General features: G+C 68.4%; 17 protein-coding genes. 12 read left to right on the forward strand and 5 right to left on the reverse strand.

Annotation, left to right across the window (positions count from 1 at the left end; translation table 11 throughout):
* Positions 1-23: 23 nt before the first annotated feature.
* The 11 genes from RLT57_RS28980 (at position 24) to RLT57_RS29030 (ending at position 12,490) form a co-directional block, all read left to right on the forward strand.
* Positions 24-3,767: a phage tail tape measure protein gene (locus tag RLT57_RS28980; RefSeq protein ID WP_311300210.1), complete on the forward strand. Its 3,744-nt coding sequence runs from the start codon at positions 24-26 to the stop codon at positions 3,765-3,767.
* Positions 3,767-6,532: a hypothetical protein gene (locus tag RLT57_RS28985; RefSeq protein WP_311300211.1), complete on the forward strand. Its 2,766-nt coding sequence runs from the start codon at positions 3,767-3,769 to the stop codon at positions 6,530-6,532. The genes RLT57_RS28980 and RLT57_RS28985 overlap by 1 nt, the downstream gene beginning before the upstream one ends.
* Before the next feature lie 15 nt (positions 6,533-6,547).
* Positions 6,548-7,015: a hypothetical protein gene (locus RLT57_RS28990; RefSeq protein ID WP_311300212.1), complete on the forward strand. Its 468-nt coding sequence runs from the start codon at positions 6,548-6,550 to the stop codon at positions 7,013-7,015.
* A 26-nt stretch (positions 7,016-7,041) separates the two neighbouring features.
* Positions 7,042-7,881 carry a C1 family peptidase gene (locus RLT57_RS28995; protein ID WP_311300213.1) on the forward strand — a complete coding sequence of 280 codons (840 nt, stop codon included), beginning with the start codon at positions 7,042-7,044 and terminating at the stop codon, positions 7,879-7,881.
* A 2-nt stretch (positions 7,882-7,883) separates the two neighbouring features.
* On the forward strand, positions 7,884-8,099 hold the full coding sequence (locus tag RLT57_RS29000; protein WP_311300214.1) for a hypothetical protein: 216 nt from the start codon (positions 7,884-7,886) through the stop codon (positions 8,097-8,099).
* A complete protein-coding gene (locus RLT57_RS29005) occupies positions 8,096-9,022 on the forward strand; it encodes a GH25 family lysozyme (RefSeq protein ID WP_311300215.1) in 927 nt (308 codons plus the stop codon). Before RLT57_RS29000 ends, RLT57_RS29005 begins: the two co-directional genes overlap by 4 nt.
* Positions 9,023-9,043: 21 nt before the next feature.
* The gene (locus RLT57_RS29010; protein ID WP_311300216.1) at positions 9,044-9,412 is read left to right on the forward strand and encodes a hypothetical protein; all 369 of its coding nucleotides are present in this window, start codon (positions 9,044-9,046) and stop codon (positions 9,410-9,412) included.
* A gap of 1 nt (position 9,413) precedes the next feature.
* On the forward strand, positions 9,414-9,857 hold the full coding sequence (locus RLT57_RS29015; protein WP_311300217.1) for a hypothetical protein: 444 nt from the start codon (positions 9,414-9,416) through the stop codon (positions 9,855-9,857).
* Positions 9,854-10,183, forward strand: a complete 330-nt coding sequence (locus tag RLT57_RS29020; RefSeq protein WP_311300218.1) for a hypothetical protein — start codon at positions 9,854-9,856, stop codon at positions 10,181-10,183. Before RLT57_RS29015 ends, RLT57_RS29020 begins: the two co-directional genes overlap by 4 nt.
* A 2-nt stretch (positions 10,184-10,185) precedes the next feature.
* Positions 10,186-11,658 carry a hypothetical protein gene (locus tag RLT57_RS29025; protein ID WP_311300219.1) on the forward strand — a complete coding sequence of 491 codons (1,473 nt, stop codon included), beginning with the start codon at positions 10,186-10,188 and terminating at the stop codon, positions 11,656-11,658.
* A gap of 103 nt (positions 11,659-11,761) precedes the next feature.
* Positions 11,762-12,490, forward strand: a complete 729-nt coding sequence (locus RLT57_RS29030) for a hypothetical protein (protein WP_311300220.1) — start codon at positions 11,762-11,764, stop codon at positions 12,488-12,490.
* A gap of 62 nt (positions 12,491-12,552) precedes the next feature.
* Here RLT57_RS29030 and RLT57_RS29035 read toward each other — a convergent pair whose 3' ends face one another.
* A complete protein-coding gene (locus RLT57_RS29035; protein WP_311300221.1) occupies positions 12,553-13,161 on the reverse strand; it encodes a hypothetical protein in 609 nt (202 codons plus the stop codon).
* A gap of 93 nt (positions 13,162-13,254) precedes the next feature.
* Here RLT57_RS29035 and RLT57_RS29040 point away from each other — a divergent pair, with 93 nt between their 5' ends.
* Positions 13,255-13,908: an HNH endonuclease family protein gene (locus tag RLT57_RS29040; RefSeq protein WP_311300222.1), complete on the forward strand. Its 654-nt coding sequence runs from the start codon at positions 13,255-13,257 to the stop codon at positions 13,906-13,908.
* A gap of 83 nt (positions 13,909-13,991) precedes the next feature.
* Here the strand turns inward: RLT57_RS29040 and RLT57_RS29045 are convergent, their stop codons facing one another.
* The 4 genes from RLT57_RS29045 to RLT57_RS29060 all read right to left on the reverse strand — a co-directional run bounded on the left by RLT57_RS29045 (position 13,992) and on the right by RLT57_RS29060 (position 16,288).
* A complete protein-coding gene (locus tag RLT57_RS29045) occupies positions 13,992-14,225 on the reverse strand; it encodes a hypothetical protein (RefSeq protein ID WP_311300223.1) in 234 nt (77 codons plus the stop codon).
* 85 nt (positions 14,226-14,310) lie between these two features.
* On the reverse strand, positions 14,311-15,126 hold the full coding sequence (locus RLT57_RS29050) for a hypothetical protein (protein ID WP_311300224.1): 816 nt from the start codon (positions 15,124-15,126) through the stop codon (positions 14,311-14,313).
* Complete coding sequence (locus RLT57_RS29055) at positions 15,126-15,614, reverse strand: hypothetical protein (protein ID WP_311300225.1); 489 nt, start codon at positions 15,612-15,614, stop codon at positions 15,126-15,128. Before RLT57_RS29055 ends, RLT57_RS29050 begins: the two co-directional genes overlap by 1 nt.
* A complete protein-coding gene (locus tag RLT57_RS29060) occupies positions 15,611-16,288 on the reverse strand; it encodes a hypothetical protein (RefSeq protein WP_311300226.1) in 678 nt (225 codons plus the stop codon). Before RLT57_RS29060 ends, RLT57_RS29055 begins: the two co-directional genes overlap by 4 nt.
* Positions 16,289-16,362 lie beyond the last annotated feature (74 nt).

Below are 16,362 nucleotides of genomic sequence, written 5' to 3' on the forward strand. Positions count from 1 at the left end.
TGTGCGATTGGGGGTGAATTTCGATGGCGAACCTGGTGGAGATCCTAGTTACGGCTAAGAACCTGACCGGGCCGACAATGGCAGCAGTGAACGCCGAGGTCGACAAGGCCGGGAAGGGCATGGCCGCGTTCCACAAGACCGCACTGCTGGCCGGTGCGGGCTTTGCTGCTGTTGGCTTCGAAGCCGTGAAGATGGCATCGAGGTTCGACTCCGAGATGGCGCTCCTCAACACGCAGGCCGGAGTCAGCAAGGACAAGGTCGCCGGCCTGTCGAAGGGCGTACTGGACCTGGCCGGCCAGGTCGCTCAGAACCCTGATTCCCTGGCCGAGTCCCTCTTCCACGTGGAGTCGAACTTCGAGTCGATGGGGATAAGCTCGAAGAAGGCCCTGGAGCTGGTCAAGACTTCCGCCGAGGGTGCCACGGTTGGGCACGCGGACCTGGTGGATGTCACGAATGCCCTGACTGCCGCGGTCGCATCGGGCATTCCCGGGGTGCAGAACCTGGGGCAGGCCATGGGCACGCTGAACGCCATCGTCGGCGTCGGTGACATGAAAATGTCCGACCTGGCCAAGGCGTTCGGTAGCGGCATGGTGGCCACAGTCAAGGGTTTCGGCCTCTCCATTACGGATGTGGGCGCTGGCCTGGCGGTGTTCGGCGACAACAACATCCGCGGCGCCCAAGCAGCCACGCAGCTGCGTATGTCGGTGATGGCCCTGGCGAAGCCTGTTGTCGGTGGAGCCTCCGCGCTCAAAAGTATCGGGCTCCAGACCGACACCTTGGCGAAGGATATGCAGAAGGGCGGCCTAAAGGTCGCACTGGAGGACCTGGTCGCGCACATGAATGCGGCCGGAGTCAGCTCGAAGGCGCAGGGCCAGATAATCACGGACGCCTTCGGCCGCAAAGCCGGTGCGGGCCTCAATATTCTCGTCGGACAGATGGACCGCCTGGAGTCGAAGTATCCAGCCCTTGAGAAGGGCGCAATGGGCTTCCAGGACGCGTGGGAGGCGACAACCCATACATTCGCCTACCAGGCGAAAGCGCTCCAGAGCAGCTTCGATGCACTGATGATCAGCATGGGGCAGAAGTTGATTCCGCCGCTCCAGAGCTTCATCAATCTGCTGACGACTCACAAGCGCGCGACGATGGACGCGACGATGGCGCTGGCAGGGCTGCTCGGTGCGGTGGTGCTGGTGTCGGCGGCCATGAAAGCTGCGGCCGGGGTGACGCTGCTGTGGTCGGCCGCCATCAAGGGTGCAGGGGCGGCGGCCGGCATGTTCGAGACGGCGTCACTGAAGGCCATGTACATGAGGGACGCGTTTGTCGCGGCCGGTGGTGGCGCCCGCGGTCTCGGTGCTGCCCTGGGGACGCTGAGCACGGGAACGAAGGTCGCCGGGGCGATTGCAATTGTTGCGGGGATCGCGTTGGTTGCGAAGCATTTCAGTGATGAGGCGAAGCAAGCGAAGGTGTCCGGAGATGAGATGGCCACGTCGCTGAAGGCTCTGGCTGCTGGGAATTCGGCGACGGGAACGATCTCGCAGTTGGCGAAGGACGCCGACAACCTGCATCAGTCGATGGGCCAGAAGCTGGAGTCGAATGATTCGATCTGGGACATCATCACCAACTCGGGGGCCAAGACCAGCAGCGCCGAGAAGGATTACAAGAATCTCGGACAGTCTCTTGCGGACATGGTGAAGGCGGGTGACTCGGACCGGGCGGCTGCCGCGTTGAAGAAGATCAACGATGCCGGGGTGAAGGTACCGACGAAGTACCTGGACGCGTACAGGCACGCACTGGCCGACACGGAGTACGAGTCCGAGCTGACCGCGCAGTCGCAGGGGAAGTTCGGGAAGCAGGCCCTGGACGTGCAGGCCGCCCTGGACGTGCAGGCGCAGGCCGCCGATGGGCTGGCGAAGAGCCTGCAGGCCCTGGATGAGATCAATCAGGGGGCTTACGGGTCGCAGACGAAAATGGAAGCGGCTATCGATGCCGCGACGCAGGCGCTGAAGGACAACGGGCGCACCCTCGATATCCACACGGAGAAGGGGCGCAACAACCGCGACGCGCTTCTGGAGATCGCGAGCGACACGGACGCGTACACGGAGGCGCTGGCGAAGCAGGGTGCGTCGTGGGATGCCGTGGACAGTGCTTACCAGCGGGGCTACAACTCGCTGGTGAGGTCGGCGATTGCCATGGGTGATAACCGGGCGCAGGCCGAGAAACTGGCGAGCAGTCTGCTGCACGTGCCGAAGGAGGTGTCGGTCGGCGGCAACATTTCTGACCTTGAGGCGGAGCTGAAGAAAGCGAAAGCCGATCTGAAGTCGGTGCCTGCCAGCAAGCGGTCGGCGCTTCAGGCGAACATCACGGACCTGGAGCGGAAGGTTGCTCAGGCGAAGTGGCAACTGGCGCAACTGGGTGACAAGAACGTCACGATCACCACGTTCCTGAAGTCGGTGTACTCGGGTCCGCAGCTCGGTGGCGCACGGCGCGCTGCGGGCGGTCGCATTACCGGTCCGGGGACGGGCACCTCGGACGATGTGCCGATCTGGGCGTCGAATGGCGAATTCGTGGTGAATGCGGCGCAGACGAAGAAGCACCAGGCCCTGCTGGAAGCCATCAACTCTGGGGCACTCGGGTACGCCAAGGGCGGGAAGGTCTCGAAGGCGCAGCAGGCGGCGATCGACCGGGCGAATGCGGAGCATGAGGCCGCGGCGGGGGCGATGGGGTCGCTGAACATCAGCTATTTCGGGCGGCTGGCCGGCGGGACGCAGTCGAGCTTCGCGTCTTCGGTGGGTACGGGTGCGGGCGGTGTGGGTTCGCTGGCGCAGACCCTGTCGGAGTGGCAGGGGAAGATCAAGGCTGCGACGCACGGTGCGGAGGAGAGCCGCCTGGTCAAGTCGTTCGACAGGTTTGGTGCTGCTGCGCTGAAGAACGAGAAGGCGCTGATCGCAGTCAACAGCAGGCTGGATGCGGCGAAGGACAAGCTGTCGTCGCTGAAGGACAGCTTTTCGCAGCTCAAGGATTCCGTGTCGTCGTCGGTGGTCGCCTACGGGTCGATCGCGAAGGGCAGCACGGGGCAGCCGGGCGGGGCGCAGTCGGTCATCAGTCAGCTGGCCACGGACACGGCGACAGCGAAACGTTTCGCCGCCGACCTGGAGGCGCTGCGGAAGAAGGGCCTCAACTCGCAGTCGCTCAGCGAGCTGGCGCAGGCGGGCATCGAGGGCGGCGGCCTGGAGAACGCGGAGCGGCTGCTGGGTGCAAACAAGGGCGACATTTCCCAGATCAATGCGCTGGAGAAGCAGCTGCAGGCTGCGGGGAGTGCTGCTGGTACGTCGACGGCGACCAGCATGTACGGGGCGGGCATCAAGCAGGCGCAGGGCCTCGTGGACGGGCTGGCGAAGCAGCAGGCCAACCTCAACAAGATCATGGCGAATGCTGCGGCTGCCATGGCGAATCAGCTGAAGAAGTCGCTGGGAGCGAAGGCCACGGGCGGCACGGTTGGTGCGGCGGCCAGTGGCGGGAACCGGTGGGGGCGGACGCTGGTCGGCGAGTACGGGCCTGAGATCGCCGACCTGCCGGTGGGCACTCGCGTGCATTCGGCGCCGGACACTGCGCGGATGCTCGCCGGCGGGAACGGCCAGCCGATCATCATCCACACCACGATCACCCTGGACGGGCGCGTAGTCGCCGAGCAGCTCCTGGAGCCGACGCGGCAGTTGGTGCAGCGCAAGGGCGGCAGCGTGCAGAAGGTGTACGGGGGGCGTATCTGATGCCTTTCCCGCAGACCAAGCTGCCCATCACCGTTGAGCTGCAGATCAACGGCGCGTGGACGGATATCTCGGGTGACGTCCGGACGCAGGGCGGCACTGATGCGATTCTGATCAAGCGGGGCGTCTCTGCGTCGGGCGGTACCGTCGCAGAAGAGGGCTCCTGTTCGATGACCCTGGACAATAATGCCGGGGCCTATTCGAACCGCAACCCGATGTCGCCGTACTACGGGTTCCTGGGGCGCAACACGCCCCTACGGGTCGGTGTCGCCTACGGCACGCCATGGCTGGACGTGCCCTATGGCTCCACGAACCGGGCCACCACCCCCGACGCCAGCGTTCTCGACATCACTGGCGACTTGGATGTGCGCGTGGATGCCGAGCTTGCGACCTGGGGCGACGCGGCAGGTAACGACACGACCGGCACCGTTGAACTCGTCGGCAAGTACAACACCGCCGGTCAGCGGTCATGGCGCCTGCTCTTCACCGAGACGGGCTCCCTGCGCCTGAACTGGAGCACGGACGGATCGGTCGTCTTCTTCGCTGACTCCGACGTGATCGACGTCCCACCGGGGGTGCGTCTGTCGGTCCGGGCGACGCTCGACGTCAACAACGGCAGCGGCGGCTACACCGCCACCTTCTACACGTCCACGACGCCCGGGACGGCCGGCCCGTGGGTGCAGTCCGGGCGGGCGTTCTCGGTATCGCCGACGACGAACATCTTCAATTCCACGGCCGCGCTGGAGATCGGAGATTTGTCGAGCCTGGGATTTGGCAATCTCGCCCGGAAGATCTACTCGGTGGAGGTCCGCAACGGCATCGGCGGCACCATTGTTGCGAACCCCAATTTCGAGTCGCAGACCGTGGGCGCCACCTCCTTTGCTGATACGGCCCCGTCGCCCCGCACCTGGACCGTGACCGTGGGGGCCATCAGTAATCGGTTCCTGCGGTTTGTCGGCGAGGTGTCCGAGTGGCCGCCGCAGTGGGACACCGGCGGGATGGATGTGACGACGCCGATCGTCGCGTCCGGGATACTCCAGCGCTACGGGCAGTCGAAAACGGTACTTCAGAGCACGCTGCGGCGCCGCATTGCGGCGCTGGCGACGCTCAATGCGTACTGGCCGATGGAGGAGGGCGCCGACGCGACGCAGGCATCCAGCCCGATCGCGGGTGTCCAGCCGATGCAGGTCACCGGCTTCACCTGGGCCGCTGACAGCAGCCTCGCCGGGTCCGCACCATTGCCGCAGCTCGCCCCGCCGTCCACGATGACGGCCCGCACGCCAGGCTCGCTGCCTGGTGACTGGCATGTGGAGTGCGTGTACAAGCTCGACACCCTGCCGGCCTCTCCAACCTTGATGCTTCAGGCGAATCTGTCGGCCGGCACCGCGGCGACGATCCAGTTTTTGATCGGCGTGGCGGCGGCGCGGATCACCGTGCTCGACTCCACTGGCGCCACGATCGCCAGCGCCGACTTCGCGCCCAACAACTTCACCGACGGCTGGGGGCGGCTCCAGCTCTGGACATCCACATCCAGCGGCACGGTCACCGTGTTCGGCCGGTGGCTCGTCATCGGCGCCCCGCAGGCGTGGTTCGTGACAACCGCGTTCGCGGGCAGCCCGGGGCGGGTCGCCACCGTGCTGGGCACGTGGGGCAGCGCTTTCGCGGATCTTCGGCTCGGCCACCTGGCGGTCTTCCCCGAAACGGGTGTGTCCCCCTACGACAACGCGGACATCGCATTTGACGGAGAGACGGCTGCCGCACGCTTGGCGCGCGTGGCGACCGAACAGGGGGCCCGCATGTCGGTCGCCGCATACGCGGCTGATACCGAACTGGTCGGCGCGCAGGCGATGGACACCTTCCTCAGCGTGGTCACGTCGGCAGCTCAGGCCGACGAGGGAATGCTGTGTGAGGCGCGCGAGTTCCTGGGGCTCCGGTACCGGGGCCGCGCATCCTTGTACGACCAGCCGTCAGCCTTGGACCTGCCCTATGTGGCCACCCCGCAGGCCCTGATGGTGCCGCTCAGGCCGGTGGACGACCTGCAGGGCGTCCGCAATGACAGCACGGTGACCCGGCTGGACGGCTCCTCCGGGCGCAGCGTCATCGCCACCGGCCCCCTGTCCACACAGGACCCGCCAGCCGGCATCGGTACCGGTTATGACGAGGACGTCACCCTCAACCTGCACACGGACGGGCAGGCAGCCCTGCATGCCGGCTGGCGCACGCACCTTGGGACCTGGGACGAGGCGCGGTTCCCCGAGGTCAACATCAGCCTGGAGAAGAATCCGGCGCTGATCCCGGCCGCCGTCAGGATCGACACCGGCAGCCGGATACGGATCACCCCGCCACTGCTGAAGCAGTTGCCCCCCGACCCGATCGACCAGCTGGTACTGGGCTACGAGGAGAACATCAGCCAGTTCTCCTGGCGCCTCGCGTTCGCCTGCCAGCCCTACGGCCCGTACAGGGTCGCGGTCGCTGACGACGCAGTGCTGGGCCGCGCAGACACGGACGGCAGCCAGCTCGGCGCCAGCATCACCTCCACAGCGACCAGCATGCAGATCGCCACCACTTCCGGGCCGCTGTGGGACACCGACCCGGCCCAGTACCCGGTGGATATCCGCATGGGCGGCGAAACCATCACCGTCACCGGTGTCACCGGGTCGTCCTCCCCGCAGACCGCCACCGTCACCCGCTCGGTCAACTCGGTCGTCAAAGCCCAGACCGCGGGCACCGCAATCACCGTCGCTACCGCTGCCATCGCGGCGCTCTAAGAAAGGAGGTGGTCTGTGGCGTTCACCGCATGGCTCGCAGGCGACAAGATCACCGCTGCCCGGCTCAACACGATGGTCAGCACCGTCACCTCCTACACGCCCATCGTCACCAACGGCGGCAGCGCCACATTCACCGTGAAGACCGGCATCTACGTGCCGGTCGGCCCCCTGACCTGGATCAACATCGACATCACGATCGGGACCGCGGGGTCCGGGTCCGGGCTCGTCACGATCTCCATGCCCACCACCCCCGACCGCACGCAACGGCAGGCGCTGACCATGCACACCGAGTCGATCGGCGCCAACGGCAACGCGATCAGCCACATCGGCGGCGGCGAGGCCGTGTTCCTCGCCGGCGGCTCCGGCGCGACGACCGACCGTCTGCGTACCGACGAGGGATCCACCACCGCCCGCGAGAACAACATCCTCGGCGCCGACCTCCTGACCGGCGGCCACATCACCATCCAGGGGTTCTACCTGTGACCCCCGACAGCGCCCCGGGAGGGCACATGACCACCCGCACCATCCCCGAGTACCAGTCCGAGACCGGCGGCGGCCGGCTGGGCCGGCACATCCACCACGACCCCCGATCGCGCGCCTACGTGATCTCCGAGGACCTGCTGCCGGGCGCCTACACCAGCGCGGTGCACACCGTGCGCATCCCGGTGCTGGACCAGGGCGATCTGGGCAGCTGCACGGGCAATGCGGCGGAGGCTTTCGCGGGCACGGACCCGCTGTACGCGGTGATCCCGGCAAGCGTGGCGGCTCGGCCGACCGGGGACGCTGCGGCGGACGAGAAGCAGGCCGTGGCCCTGTACTCGGCGGCGACCAGGCTGGACGATGCGCGGGGCACCTATCCGCCAACCGACACGGGCTCGTCCGGTGTGGCCGTGGCGCAGGCGGCGCAGAAAGCGGGGCTGATCAGCGGGTACCAGCACGCGTTCTCGCTGGACACCGCGCTCAAGGCGCTCGCCGCCAGCCCGCTGATCGTGGGCGTGAACTGGTACGACGGCTTCGACAACCCGGACGGCGGCGGCCTGGTGAAGATCGCCGGTTCCGTCCGTGGTGGCCATGAGTTCCTGCTGTACGGCATCGACGCCGAGGGTCAGCGGGTGCTGGCCCGCAACTCCTGGGGAGAGTCGTGGGGCTCGGACGGGTGCTTCTCGTTCAGCTTCGACGACTTCGGCCGGCTGCTGGACGAGGACGGCGACGCGACGCTGTTCGTGCCGCTGAATAAGCCCGCACCCACGCCCAACCCGCCGCAGCCGGCACCCACGCCGACCCCGGACGACGTGGACGCCGCACTGGCCGCATCCATGCACTCCTGGCTCACCGCGAAGGGGCTCTGACCATGGCCGAGCAGACTCCGAGCGTGGGCCGCATCGTCCACTACGTCAGCACCGCCACCGGCGAGGCCGTCTGCCGCGCCGCGATTGTCACCGAGGTCGGCGCCGAGCGCATCGGCGTACACGTATTCCTGCCCGACGTGACGTTCTCCGACCGCGCCGCGCACAGCGAGACGTCATACGACGGCGGCACCTGGCACTGGCCGGAGCGCGTCGGGTGACCGGCTGCCAGGGCCAGGACTGGGCTTCGTACCAGGCGACGAATCTGCCCACGGCCGGGCTCGGCTTCGTGTTCGTGAAGGCCACCGAGGGCACCGGGTACACCAACCCGAAGTACGCCGCGCAGATCGCCCACGCTCGCGCGGCAGGACTGGTCGTCGGCAGCTACCACTACCCGCACATGGCAGCAGACCCGGCGGCCGAGGTCACCTACTTCCTCGCCAACGCCAAGCCCCAGCCCGGCGACGTACTCGCCCTCGACTGGGAGGGCTACGACGACGCCAACAAGTCCGTCCCGATGGCCCGGCAGATCGCCTACAGGAACGCATTCCTCGCGCGCCTGGCTGCCGCGGCGCCGCACAACCAGGTCGGCACGTACTGCAACGCCGACTACCTAAACCGCGACCCGAACGGCACCTACGGCGACTTCCTGTGGATCGCCACCGCCAAACTCGCCGCCGGACTACCCGGGATCAACCACAGCTGGCTGTTCCACCAGTACGGCACCGCGGGCGGCATCGACCACGACTACTGCCCCCTCACCCCGGCCCAGCTCAAGACGTGGGCGCACGCCAAGGAGGACGACATCATGGCCCTCAGCGCCGACGACAAGACCTGGCTCCAGAACGCTGTCAACGCCGCCGTGAAGGCGCAGATCCCCGCCATCGCCAAGGAAGCCGCCCACCAGGTCGCCATCTACCAGTGGGCCAGCCCCGTCAGCGGAAAGCCCACCATGCTCGGGTCCTTCCTGGCCGCCGGAGACCAGCACACCCAGGACATCCTCGCCGCCGTCAAGACTGCGGCCCCCGCACTCACCGACGACCAGGTACAGGCCCTCGCCGCTGCGCTCGCCTCGAACCCCGGCCTCGCCACGGCCATCGCAACCGCAAGCATCGGCGAACTCGCCGCCCGCCTTCAGTCCTAACCCACCCCGAGAGGAACCGTCATGAAGATCTTCGGCAGAGAGCCCGCCCTGTGGCTCGGCTTCATCGCCGCCGCGGTGCAGTCCCTGACCGCGTTCGGCTTCAACGTCAGCGCCGGCGTACAGACCGCGGTCAACGCAATCGCCGCCGCGGTCGTTGCGATCATCCTCGCCGTCGTCCTGAAGAACGGCGCGCTCGGCGCCGCACTGATGCAGCTGGCCACCGCCGGGATGGCGCTCGTCGTCGGCCTCGGCCTGAACTGGAGCACCGACAAGCAGAGCTGGGTCATGGCTCTGGTGGCCGCGGGGATCGCGCTGTTCACCCGGACGCAGGTCACGGCCCCGGTGCCCACAGTGCCGCTGGAGCAGCGCTCCCCGGTCAAGGCGGCCTGAGGTGCAGGCCGCGGCGCAGCGCATGGTGCGCCGGTGGGGGCGCCGCGGCCCGTTCCTGCTGTTCCTCGGCGCAGGGAAGGTTTTCTTCGGCGTCGGCATGATCGTGACCCCGCCGGCGCAGACGGGGCTGGCCTTACTGACGAACCTGGCGCCCCTGCATTACTGGGCGCTCACATGGATCATCGCCGGGGCTGTCACGTTCGGGTCAGCGTTCGTCCGGTTCGGCCGCGACAGGTGGGGATTCATTGCCGCCCAACTTCCCCCCACCCTGTGGGCGTTCGCCTACGGGTGGGCGGCGGTGACGGGCATCTACCCGCGCGGCGTGTGGATCTTTCTGTGGTACATCACGGCGCATTGTGGCGTGATCTGGTGCGCATCGCGCGTCCCTCCTGAGCCGAGGGCCGGTCGCCCCGTCCTGGAGGCGGTTGAAGGGAGACCCCGGTGAACGGGTGGCTGGGTGTTTTGGGCGGGGCCGTGACCGTGGTCGGGGTAGTCGTCACGGGCTGGTTCACCTACCGGGGGACACGGACGGCAGCAGCCATCGCTGCCGGGCCGCAGGCAAAACAGACGGAGTTCACGGTGCTGCAGGCGACCGTGACCCGGGTGGACGAAGAGAACAAAGACCTGCGGACCCGGCAGTCCCGCCTGGAGGCGTTGCTGCGGGCCTTCGCGTGGACGACCGACCGGTGGGCGAGCCAGATGCGCCGGGCCGGAGTCGAGCCGGAGCCGCCGCATCCCCTGGTGGACGAGTACAACCGAACTGGAGTCTGACCATGGGTTTCCCCGAGGGTGCACAGACGACACTGCTGACGATGAAGCTCGGCCGGACGGACGGCTCAGCGGACCGCGAAACGGTCACGATCACCCCGTCGCCGTCGCAGATCGTCTCGACCGACCTGAACGATATCCGTGAGGGATCACCCATCACCATCACCCCGGACCGGTCGTCGGGGACAGCGGCAGTCCGGCTCCTTAATACCGACGCGAGTGGGTACAACCCCTCGGGCTGGACGTACTCGGTGCAGCGCGGTAGCCGCGCCCCGTACAGCATCAGCTTGCCCGCCTCCCTCGGACCGACCGCGGACCTGGCGGACCTGACGGAGGTGTCCGAGTCGCCTGGGGTGTACGACGTGCTGCTCCCCGCCAGCGAACTGGGGTCGGCGGCCTTCCTTGACGTGGGCCAGACCGAGGGCACTGTCGCCGCTGGTGACGATGACCGGTTCTCCGGTGGAGGAGGGGGCGGGCCGTCCCCGTCCGGCACGGTGGCGGCGGGCATGTCGTTCGGTGCGTCCTCCACAGCGGGTACCGCCTCCACGTACTCCCGGGGCGACCATGCCCACGGGACCCCGGCCGCGCCGACTCTTGCCGGCTTGGGCGGACTTGCCAAGACCGGCAACCTGTCCGATGTCGCCTCCGCGGCGACGGCCCGGACAAACCTGGGGCTCGGCACCGCGGCGGTCCAGCCGGCCAGCGCTTTCGACACTGCGGGCGCGGCTGCGGGCGTCGCCGGGAACCTGGCAGCACACGCTGAGGCCACCACTACGGTCCACGGGATCGCGAACACTGCCGCACTAGTCCTCACCGGCGACTCCCGGCTCGCGGACAACCGCGCCCCCACCGGTACGGCCGGAGGTGACCTCAGCGGCATGTACCCCAATCCGTCGGTCGCCGCAGTCGCCGGGGTCGCCGTCTCGGGTACAGCAGCCAGCGGGAAAATCCTCACGGCCACGGGGCCGAGTGCGGCTACCTGGCAGATACCCGCGGGTGGTGGCGGGGCGACGGGCTTCGGTCCGACCGTGCCGGTCCGGATTACCGACCACAACCTCTCCACCAACCCTTCGCTTCCGGATGCCCCGTCGTGGACAGTGGTGGAGACCTCGGCCGGGACCCAGTTCCTCGGCACGATTCCAGCGGCGGTCGGCGACCGGGTGCGGATCTACCCGGACTTCATGCGGAAGGGCAGCCACTTCCTCGACTGGGTGGTCGTGGTCGACGGGGAGATCGTCTACTACCGCACCACGAAGTCCAGCACCCCGCCCGGCGAAGGCCGGCCTAGCCTCTACCCGTCGCTCAGTTTCTCTTTCACGACCAGCGCGGTGATGTTCACGATCACGGAAGACATGCGGGACGCAGACGGCCGCGTGACGCTCGCCCTGGCCCATCAGGGCACCGGGGACTTCATGGTCTACGCGCACGCGGCGTATCCATTCGAGATGGACCTGGAAAACGGCGGCCCCAACCCGTAACGTCCTCCATCCTGGCCACTGCGTGAGGTGATTCAAGCGAACCACCCACGCACGCCGCCTTCGGCCCCATACCGTGAAGGCTTCCGACGGCCAGGGGGGTCACATGGAGATCAGGCGCGCGTGGTGTGCGGCGGCGTTGATAGCGGCGACGGGGATCGCAGGGTGCGGGGAGAGTGGCGGCGCGTCCGCAACGCACTCACCGATCCCAAACTCACAGATCACACTGATCGGTCAATTGCCGATCGCGTCGCCGGACACGACGTCACCGGCTTCGGTCACGCCGTCTCTGCCTGCAACACCAGAAGAAAAAATCAACACGATCGCCGAAGAACGTGGCTGGGCCCTAGGCAGTACCAACGATGACGACAGCATCCTCGGACTCGACGACAGCTCTCTCTACGACAGTCCAGCAGCATTCGTACAAGACATCTGCGACTCCCTGCCCGACCAGGCCGACAGCGGCCCCGCCCAGTGGCTGGCGGAAAATCAGGCATCAACCCCTGACGAGATGCAGATCCTCACCGTCGGCATCCCACTGCTCTGTCCAGAATGGACGAAGACCGTGAGGCAGGCAGTATCAGGCCACTATCCCGTCTACATCGGGTCTGGCACGTACAAAGTCACCAGCCACCGAGCCGACGACACCGTCCCGCCCGGCACCTACAGGACTACCGGCGACCTGGAAGGTTGCTACTGGGAACGGACAAAGGCCGACGGAACGATCATCGACAATAACTTCGCGACCGCAGCTACTCGGATCACGGTCACCATCTTGCCCTCAGATGACCTCTTCACGTCACAGGACTGCGGGACCTGGGGGCCCGTCGACTGACTTGCGCGCAGTTGCTTAACCGGGGCAAAGGCCGCTCCCGCCTTCGGGTGGGGGCGGCTTTGTCATTCTTCGCTCAGCGGCGGGTTGTCGATACGGCGTGCGACGACCCACTCTTCGTCGCCGCGGCGGCAGGTGAGGATCAGTCGGATGGGCTGGCCGGCGTACTGCTGCTGCCAGTGCCCGTCGGTCATGCCGGTCATCCAGTGGCCATGGCGTGTGCGTTCCATGGTGAAGGGGCGCCCGCGGCCGACGCCCAGGGGGATGGGCGCGACCTGGCGCCCGTCTTGTCCGGCGCCATCTGAGCCAGGTGTGAACCGCCACGGGCCCCAGATGTGCGCGTCGATCTGTTCCTGGGTGGGGGCGCCGACGAAGATTTGCGTGAGGGTGTGGTCGTTGTCGTCGTCGCCTACCCGGATGGTCACCTCGTCGAGTCGACGGAGGGCGTCGGGCCCGTCGAGGTGCACGATCAGGCGCGCGTGCCCGCGGCCTTGCTCGATGAGGGCGATGTCGAACTTTGGGGTGAGGTCGGCGTGCCAGCGGGCTTGCTCGATGCGGGCGAGGGTTTCGGCGGTGCGGTTGGATCTCTTGGCTGCGAGCCATGACCCGCCTGCTGCCAGGGTGCCTGCGATGGCGGTGACGGCAGTGGTGCCGTCAGCCCAGTGTATTGACATGGCGAGGAGCGTAGCCGTGGCCGTGTCCCTCTATCGGCTGACTGGTCGCTGCGCCTGCCGCCGTTGTCGTCGGCTACCCGGTACGCAGGTGTCATGAGACGAACGATGCTCGCCCTGCTGACCGCCGTAACCGTTCTGGTCACCATTCCGGCCGCGGCCGGTGCGCAGGAGCCGGCGGCCGGCCCGGTGTCGGTGCGTGCGCTGATTGAGCGGCTTCCGGTGGCGGCGGAGGACCGTACCGGGTACGAGCGGGCGAAGTTCAGGCATTGGGTGGATGCGGACCGCGACGGGTGCAGCACGAGGGCTGAGGTGCTGCTTGATGAGGCGGTCGCCGCCCCGGCCCGCGGTCCGGGCTGCAAGCTGACCGGCGGGACGTGGTTCTCGTACTACGACGACACGACCGTGGACGGCCCGTCCGGGCTCGACATCGACCACATGGTGCCCCTCGCGGAAGCCTGGGACTCCGGCGCCTCCCGGTGGGACGCAGCCCGCCGGCAGGCATACGCCAACGACCTCGACTCCCCTCGCAGCCTGGTCGCCGTCACCGCCAAGTCCAACCGGTCCAAGGCGGACCAGGACGTCGCCACGTGGCTGCCGCCGGCGGCTGATGCCCGCTGCCACTACCTGGACGACTGGGTCAGTGTGAAGGTCCGCTGGAACTTGGCGGTAGACCCTGCTGAGCGGGATGCGCTGGAGCGGCTGGCCGGCGGGTGCCCGGACGTGGAGCTGGACGTGCCGCTGGCGTAGGCGAGCTCGGCACCAAGCCGATACCGCCGCGCCCCCTGCCTTCGGGCAGGGGGCGCGTTCGTGCCTCTGGTGGCCGGGCGACGTCAGTGCCGCAGGATCAGGAGGATCAGTAGCGTCCCGGCGATGAGGATGATCCACACGGTCGCGCGGGTGTCGGTGGGCCGGCCGGGCTGGTGCTGTCGGAGGAGTTGTTCGCCGTCAGGGATGTGGCCGGCGTGCATGCGCTGCCGGTGCTGGTCCCGCTCGGTGAGGACTTCAGACCAGGTCCGCACAGGCAGGGACGTGGTCTCGCAGAGGCCGCAGCGGTACCGGTACACGGGGGCTCTTTCTGGGGGCGGGCGGGTAGGTAGGGGCGGGGTAGGCGGGTGGTAGGGGGTGTGCTGACCTGCGGTTCCTACCGGTCTACCCGCCTCCGTGGACGGTGACCGGTGGCCGGTCGGGGAGGGGCCGGGCGGGGTGTTCGGGCGCGGGTTCGGCGGGGGTGGTGGCGGGGGCCGGCGGGGCCTTTTCCGGGCCCTCGGGGAGGGCGCTGAGGCGCACTCCCTGGCGGTTGCGCTGACCGCCCCCGGGGAGCCTCAGTTTGAGTTGGTCGGCGACGGGGATTCCGGCTGCGGCGAGGACCGCGAGCAGCTCCGTCCGGGACCGTCCGGGGAGGTGTGCGAGGAGGTCGTCGAGGTGGGCGCCCTGCCACCGGTTGGCGGTGGCGATCTGGCGTACCAGGGCGGTCACGGTGGCGGCGTCGAGCGGGGGTTGGGCGGGCTGCTCCCCCGGCGTGTCATCTTTCATGATCGTTGCGGGGTGTTCGGGGGCCTGCCGGGGCGGGGCTACGGCCAGAGCGGCGACCGTCCATCCGGCTGCCGCGCTCCACCAGATCCACAGCGCATACGGCGCGGCCAGATGCAGCAGCGCGCGCCCGGCCAGGATCGTCGGGACCGCGGTGACCACCATGGCGAGCAGGGCTATTCCAGCGGATTCTGCCCGGTCGGCGCGGTTCTCCCCGGACATCGCCTCCGCCCAGGTCAGCCTCCACGCCCGGAGTACGCCCCGGCCAATGCACCGGCACAGCACGCCGGATCCCGCCATCAGGGCGGTGGCGGCGCGCCGGTCTGGCAGGTAAGGGCGCAGCTGGGGCCGGGTGATGGCGCGGCCGGGTGCCCGCTGCGTCTCCGCGTCCTCCATGGCTTTGTCGAGCAGGGCGCGCGCCTGCCCGGTGAGCATCACGCGCCCCCGGTGAAGTGGCCGACGATCAGCCGGACGGCGTTGACGCAGACACCCCAGATGCCCCCGGCGGTGCCGTAGGTGGCGGCTGCGCAGAGGCCCAGGAGCGCAGGCCAGATGGTGCGCTTCCACTTCGGGGCGAACGTGGCGAGGGTCAGGACGATGGCGATGGCGCCCTGGCCTGGGTTGCCGAGGCCGCTGCCGGGTCCGAGGACCGAGGTGGGGATGCTGCCGATGCTGGCGGCCGTGCTGGCCCATGCGCTGCCTGCGGCGATCCACACGGTGCCGGTGAAGATCCCGAACGCGCCGATGCCGTCGCGGGTGTGGATGACCTTGAGCCGGTCGGCTTTGCGGGCGGCCAGGATCAGGGCGAACGCGCAGACCAGGGACAGGCCGGACAGGGTCATGGCGCCCAGGATGTGGCCGCCGTGAATGCCCGGAACCGTCTCCGGGGTGGCGAGGAACGTGGCGGGGATGTGGCTGTTCACGGGGTCACTCCCGGGGCGTAGAGGCAGAGGGCAAGAAGAGCGGTGGCCAGCGGGATGCGGCAGCACCAGGCCAGGGGTGCCCACCAGCCGCGGGTGCGGTACGCGGCGAAGGACGCGGCGGCGACCATGCCCAGGCCGAGGATCAGCCCGGGGGCGTTGCCCTGATCGCGGGCACAGGCGGTGATCCAGCCGGACATGGCCTGGAGCAGGCCGAGGAACCATCCGCAGCCGGCACCTGCCCCGGTGCTGAGGAGCCAGCGGGTGCGTCCTTCGAGTCCGGCCCAGGCGGCGATGGCCTGCTGCCGTTTCTTGCCGCGCCTGACGGCGGCGGGGGTGGATTCGTCGGCGGGTGCCGCGTCCTCCCACTCCTCGTCCGGATCGTCTCCGGCGTCGCCCTCGGGCTCGTCCGGACCGGATCCGCCATGGTCAGCGGTCTCGTGCTTCCGCCAGTCGGGGAGGCGTCCGGAGGGTTTCCGGAATCGTCCGGATGCCTCCGGGGGCTCATCCGGATCGTCGGCGGCGGGGTCCGGATCGTCCGGATCGGGGTCGTCGTCGGGGTCGGTGCCGTGGAGGGCGGTCCACCAGTCGTCGTCGGGGGCGGGGTTGTGGTCGACCTGGAGGTCGCGCAGGTAGTGGCGGATCCTCAGCTCGTCCGCGCCGGGGGTTGTGGTCATGGGGGTGCTCCAGTCGCGTGCGGTGGTCGCGCGCGGGTCTGCGCGCCGGGTCTGCACGGGCCGTTGGGCGGGTG

Origin of the sequence: Streptomyces sp. ITFR-21 (assembly GCF_031844685.1) — a bacterium.
Taxonomy (GTDB): Bacteria; Actinomycetota; Actinomycetes; order Streptomycetales; family Streptomycetaceae; genus Actinacidiphila.

What these genes read in the sequence shown, in the direction of transcription:
- RLT57_RS28980 (WP_311300210.1), top strand. Translation starts at nt 24, where the DNA reads ATGGCGAACCTGGTGGAGATCCTAGTTACGGCTAAGAACCTGACCGGG.
- RLT57_RS28985 (WP_311300211.1), top strand. Translation starts at nt 3,767, where the DNA reads ATGCCTTTCCCGCAGACCAAGCTGCCCATCACCGTTGAGCTGCAGATC.
- RLT57_RS28995 (WP_311300213.1), top strand. Translation starts at nt 7,042, where the DNA reads ATGACCACCCGCACCATCCCCGAGTACCAGTCCGAGACCGGCGGCGGC.
- RLT57_RS29000 (WP_311300214.1), top strand. Translation starts at nt 7,884, where the DNA reads ATGGCCGAGCAGACTCCGAGCGTGGGCCGCATCGTCCACTACGTCAGC.
- RLT57_RS29010 (WP_311300216.1), top strand. Translation starts at nt 9,044, where the DNA reads ATGAAGATCTTCGGCAGAGAGCCCGCCCTGTGGCTCGGCTTCATCGCC.
- RLT57_RS29025 (WP_311300219.1), top strand. Translation starts at nt 10,186, where the DNA reads ATGGGTTTCCCCGAGGGTGCACAGACGACACTGCTGACGATGAAGCTC.
- RLT57_RS29030 (WP_311300220.1), top strand. Translation starts at nt 11,762, where the DNA reads ATGGAGATCAGGCGCGCGTGGTGTGCGGCGGCGTTGATAGCGGCGACG.
- RLT57_RS29035 (WP_311300221.1), bottom strand. Translation starts at nt 13,161, where the DNA reads ATGTCAATACACTGGGCTGACGGCACCACTGCCGTCACCGCCATCGCA.
- RLT57_RS29040 (WP_311300222.1), top strand. Translation starts at nt 13,255, where the DNA reads ATGAGACGAACGATGCTCGCCCTGCTGACCGCCGTAACCGTTCTGGTC.
- RLT57_RS29050 (WP_311300224.1), bottom strand. Translation starts at nt 15,126, where the DNA reads ATGCTCACCGGGCAGGCGCGCGCCCTGCTCGACAAAGCCATGGAGGAC.
- RLT57_RS29060 (WP_311300226.1), bottom strand. Translation starts at nt 16,288, where the DNA reads ATGACCACAACCCCCGGCGCGGACGAGCTGAGGATCCGCCACTACCTG.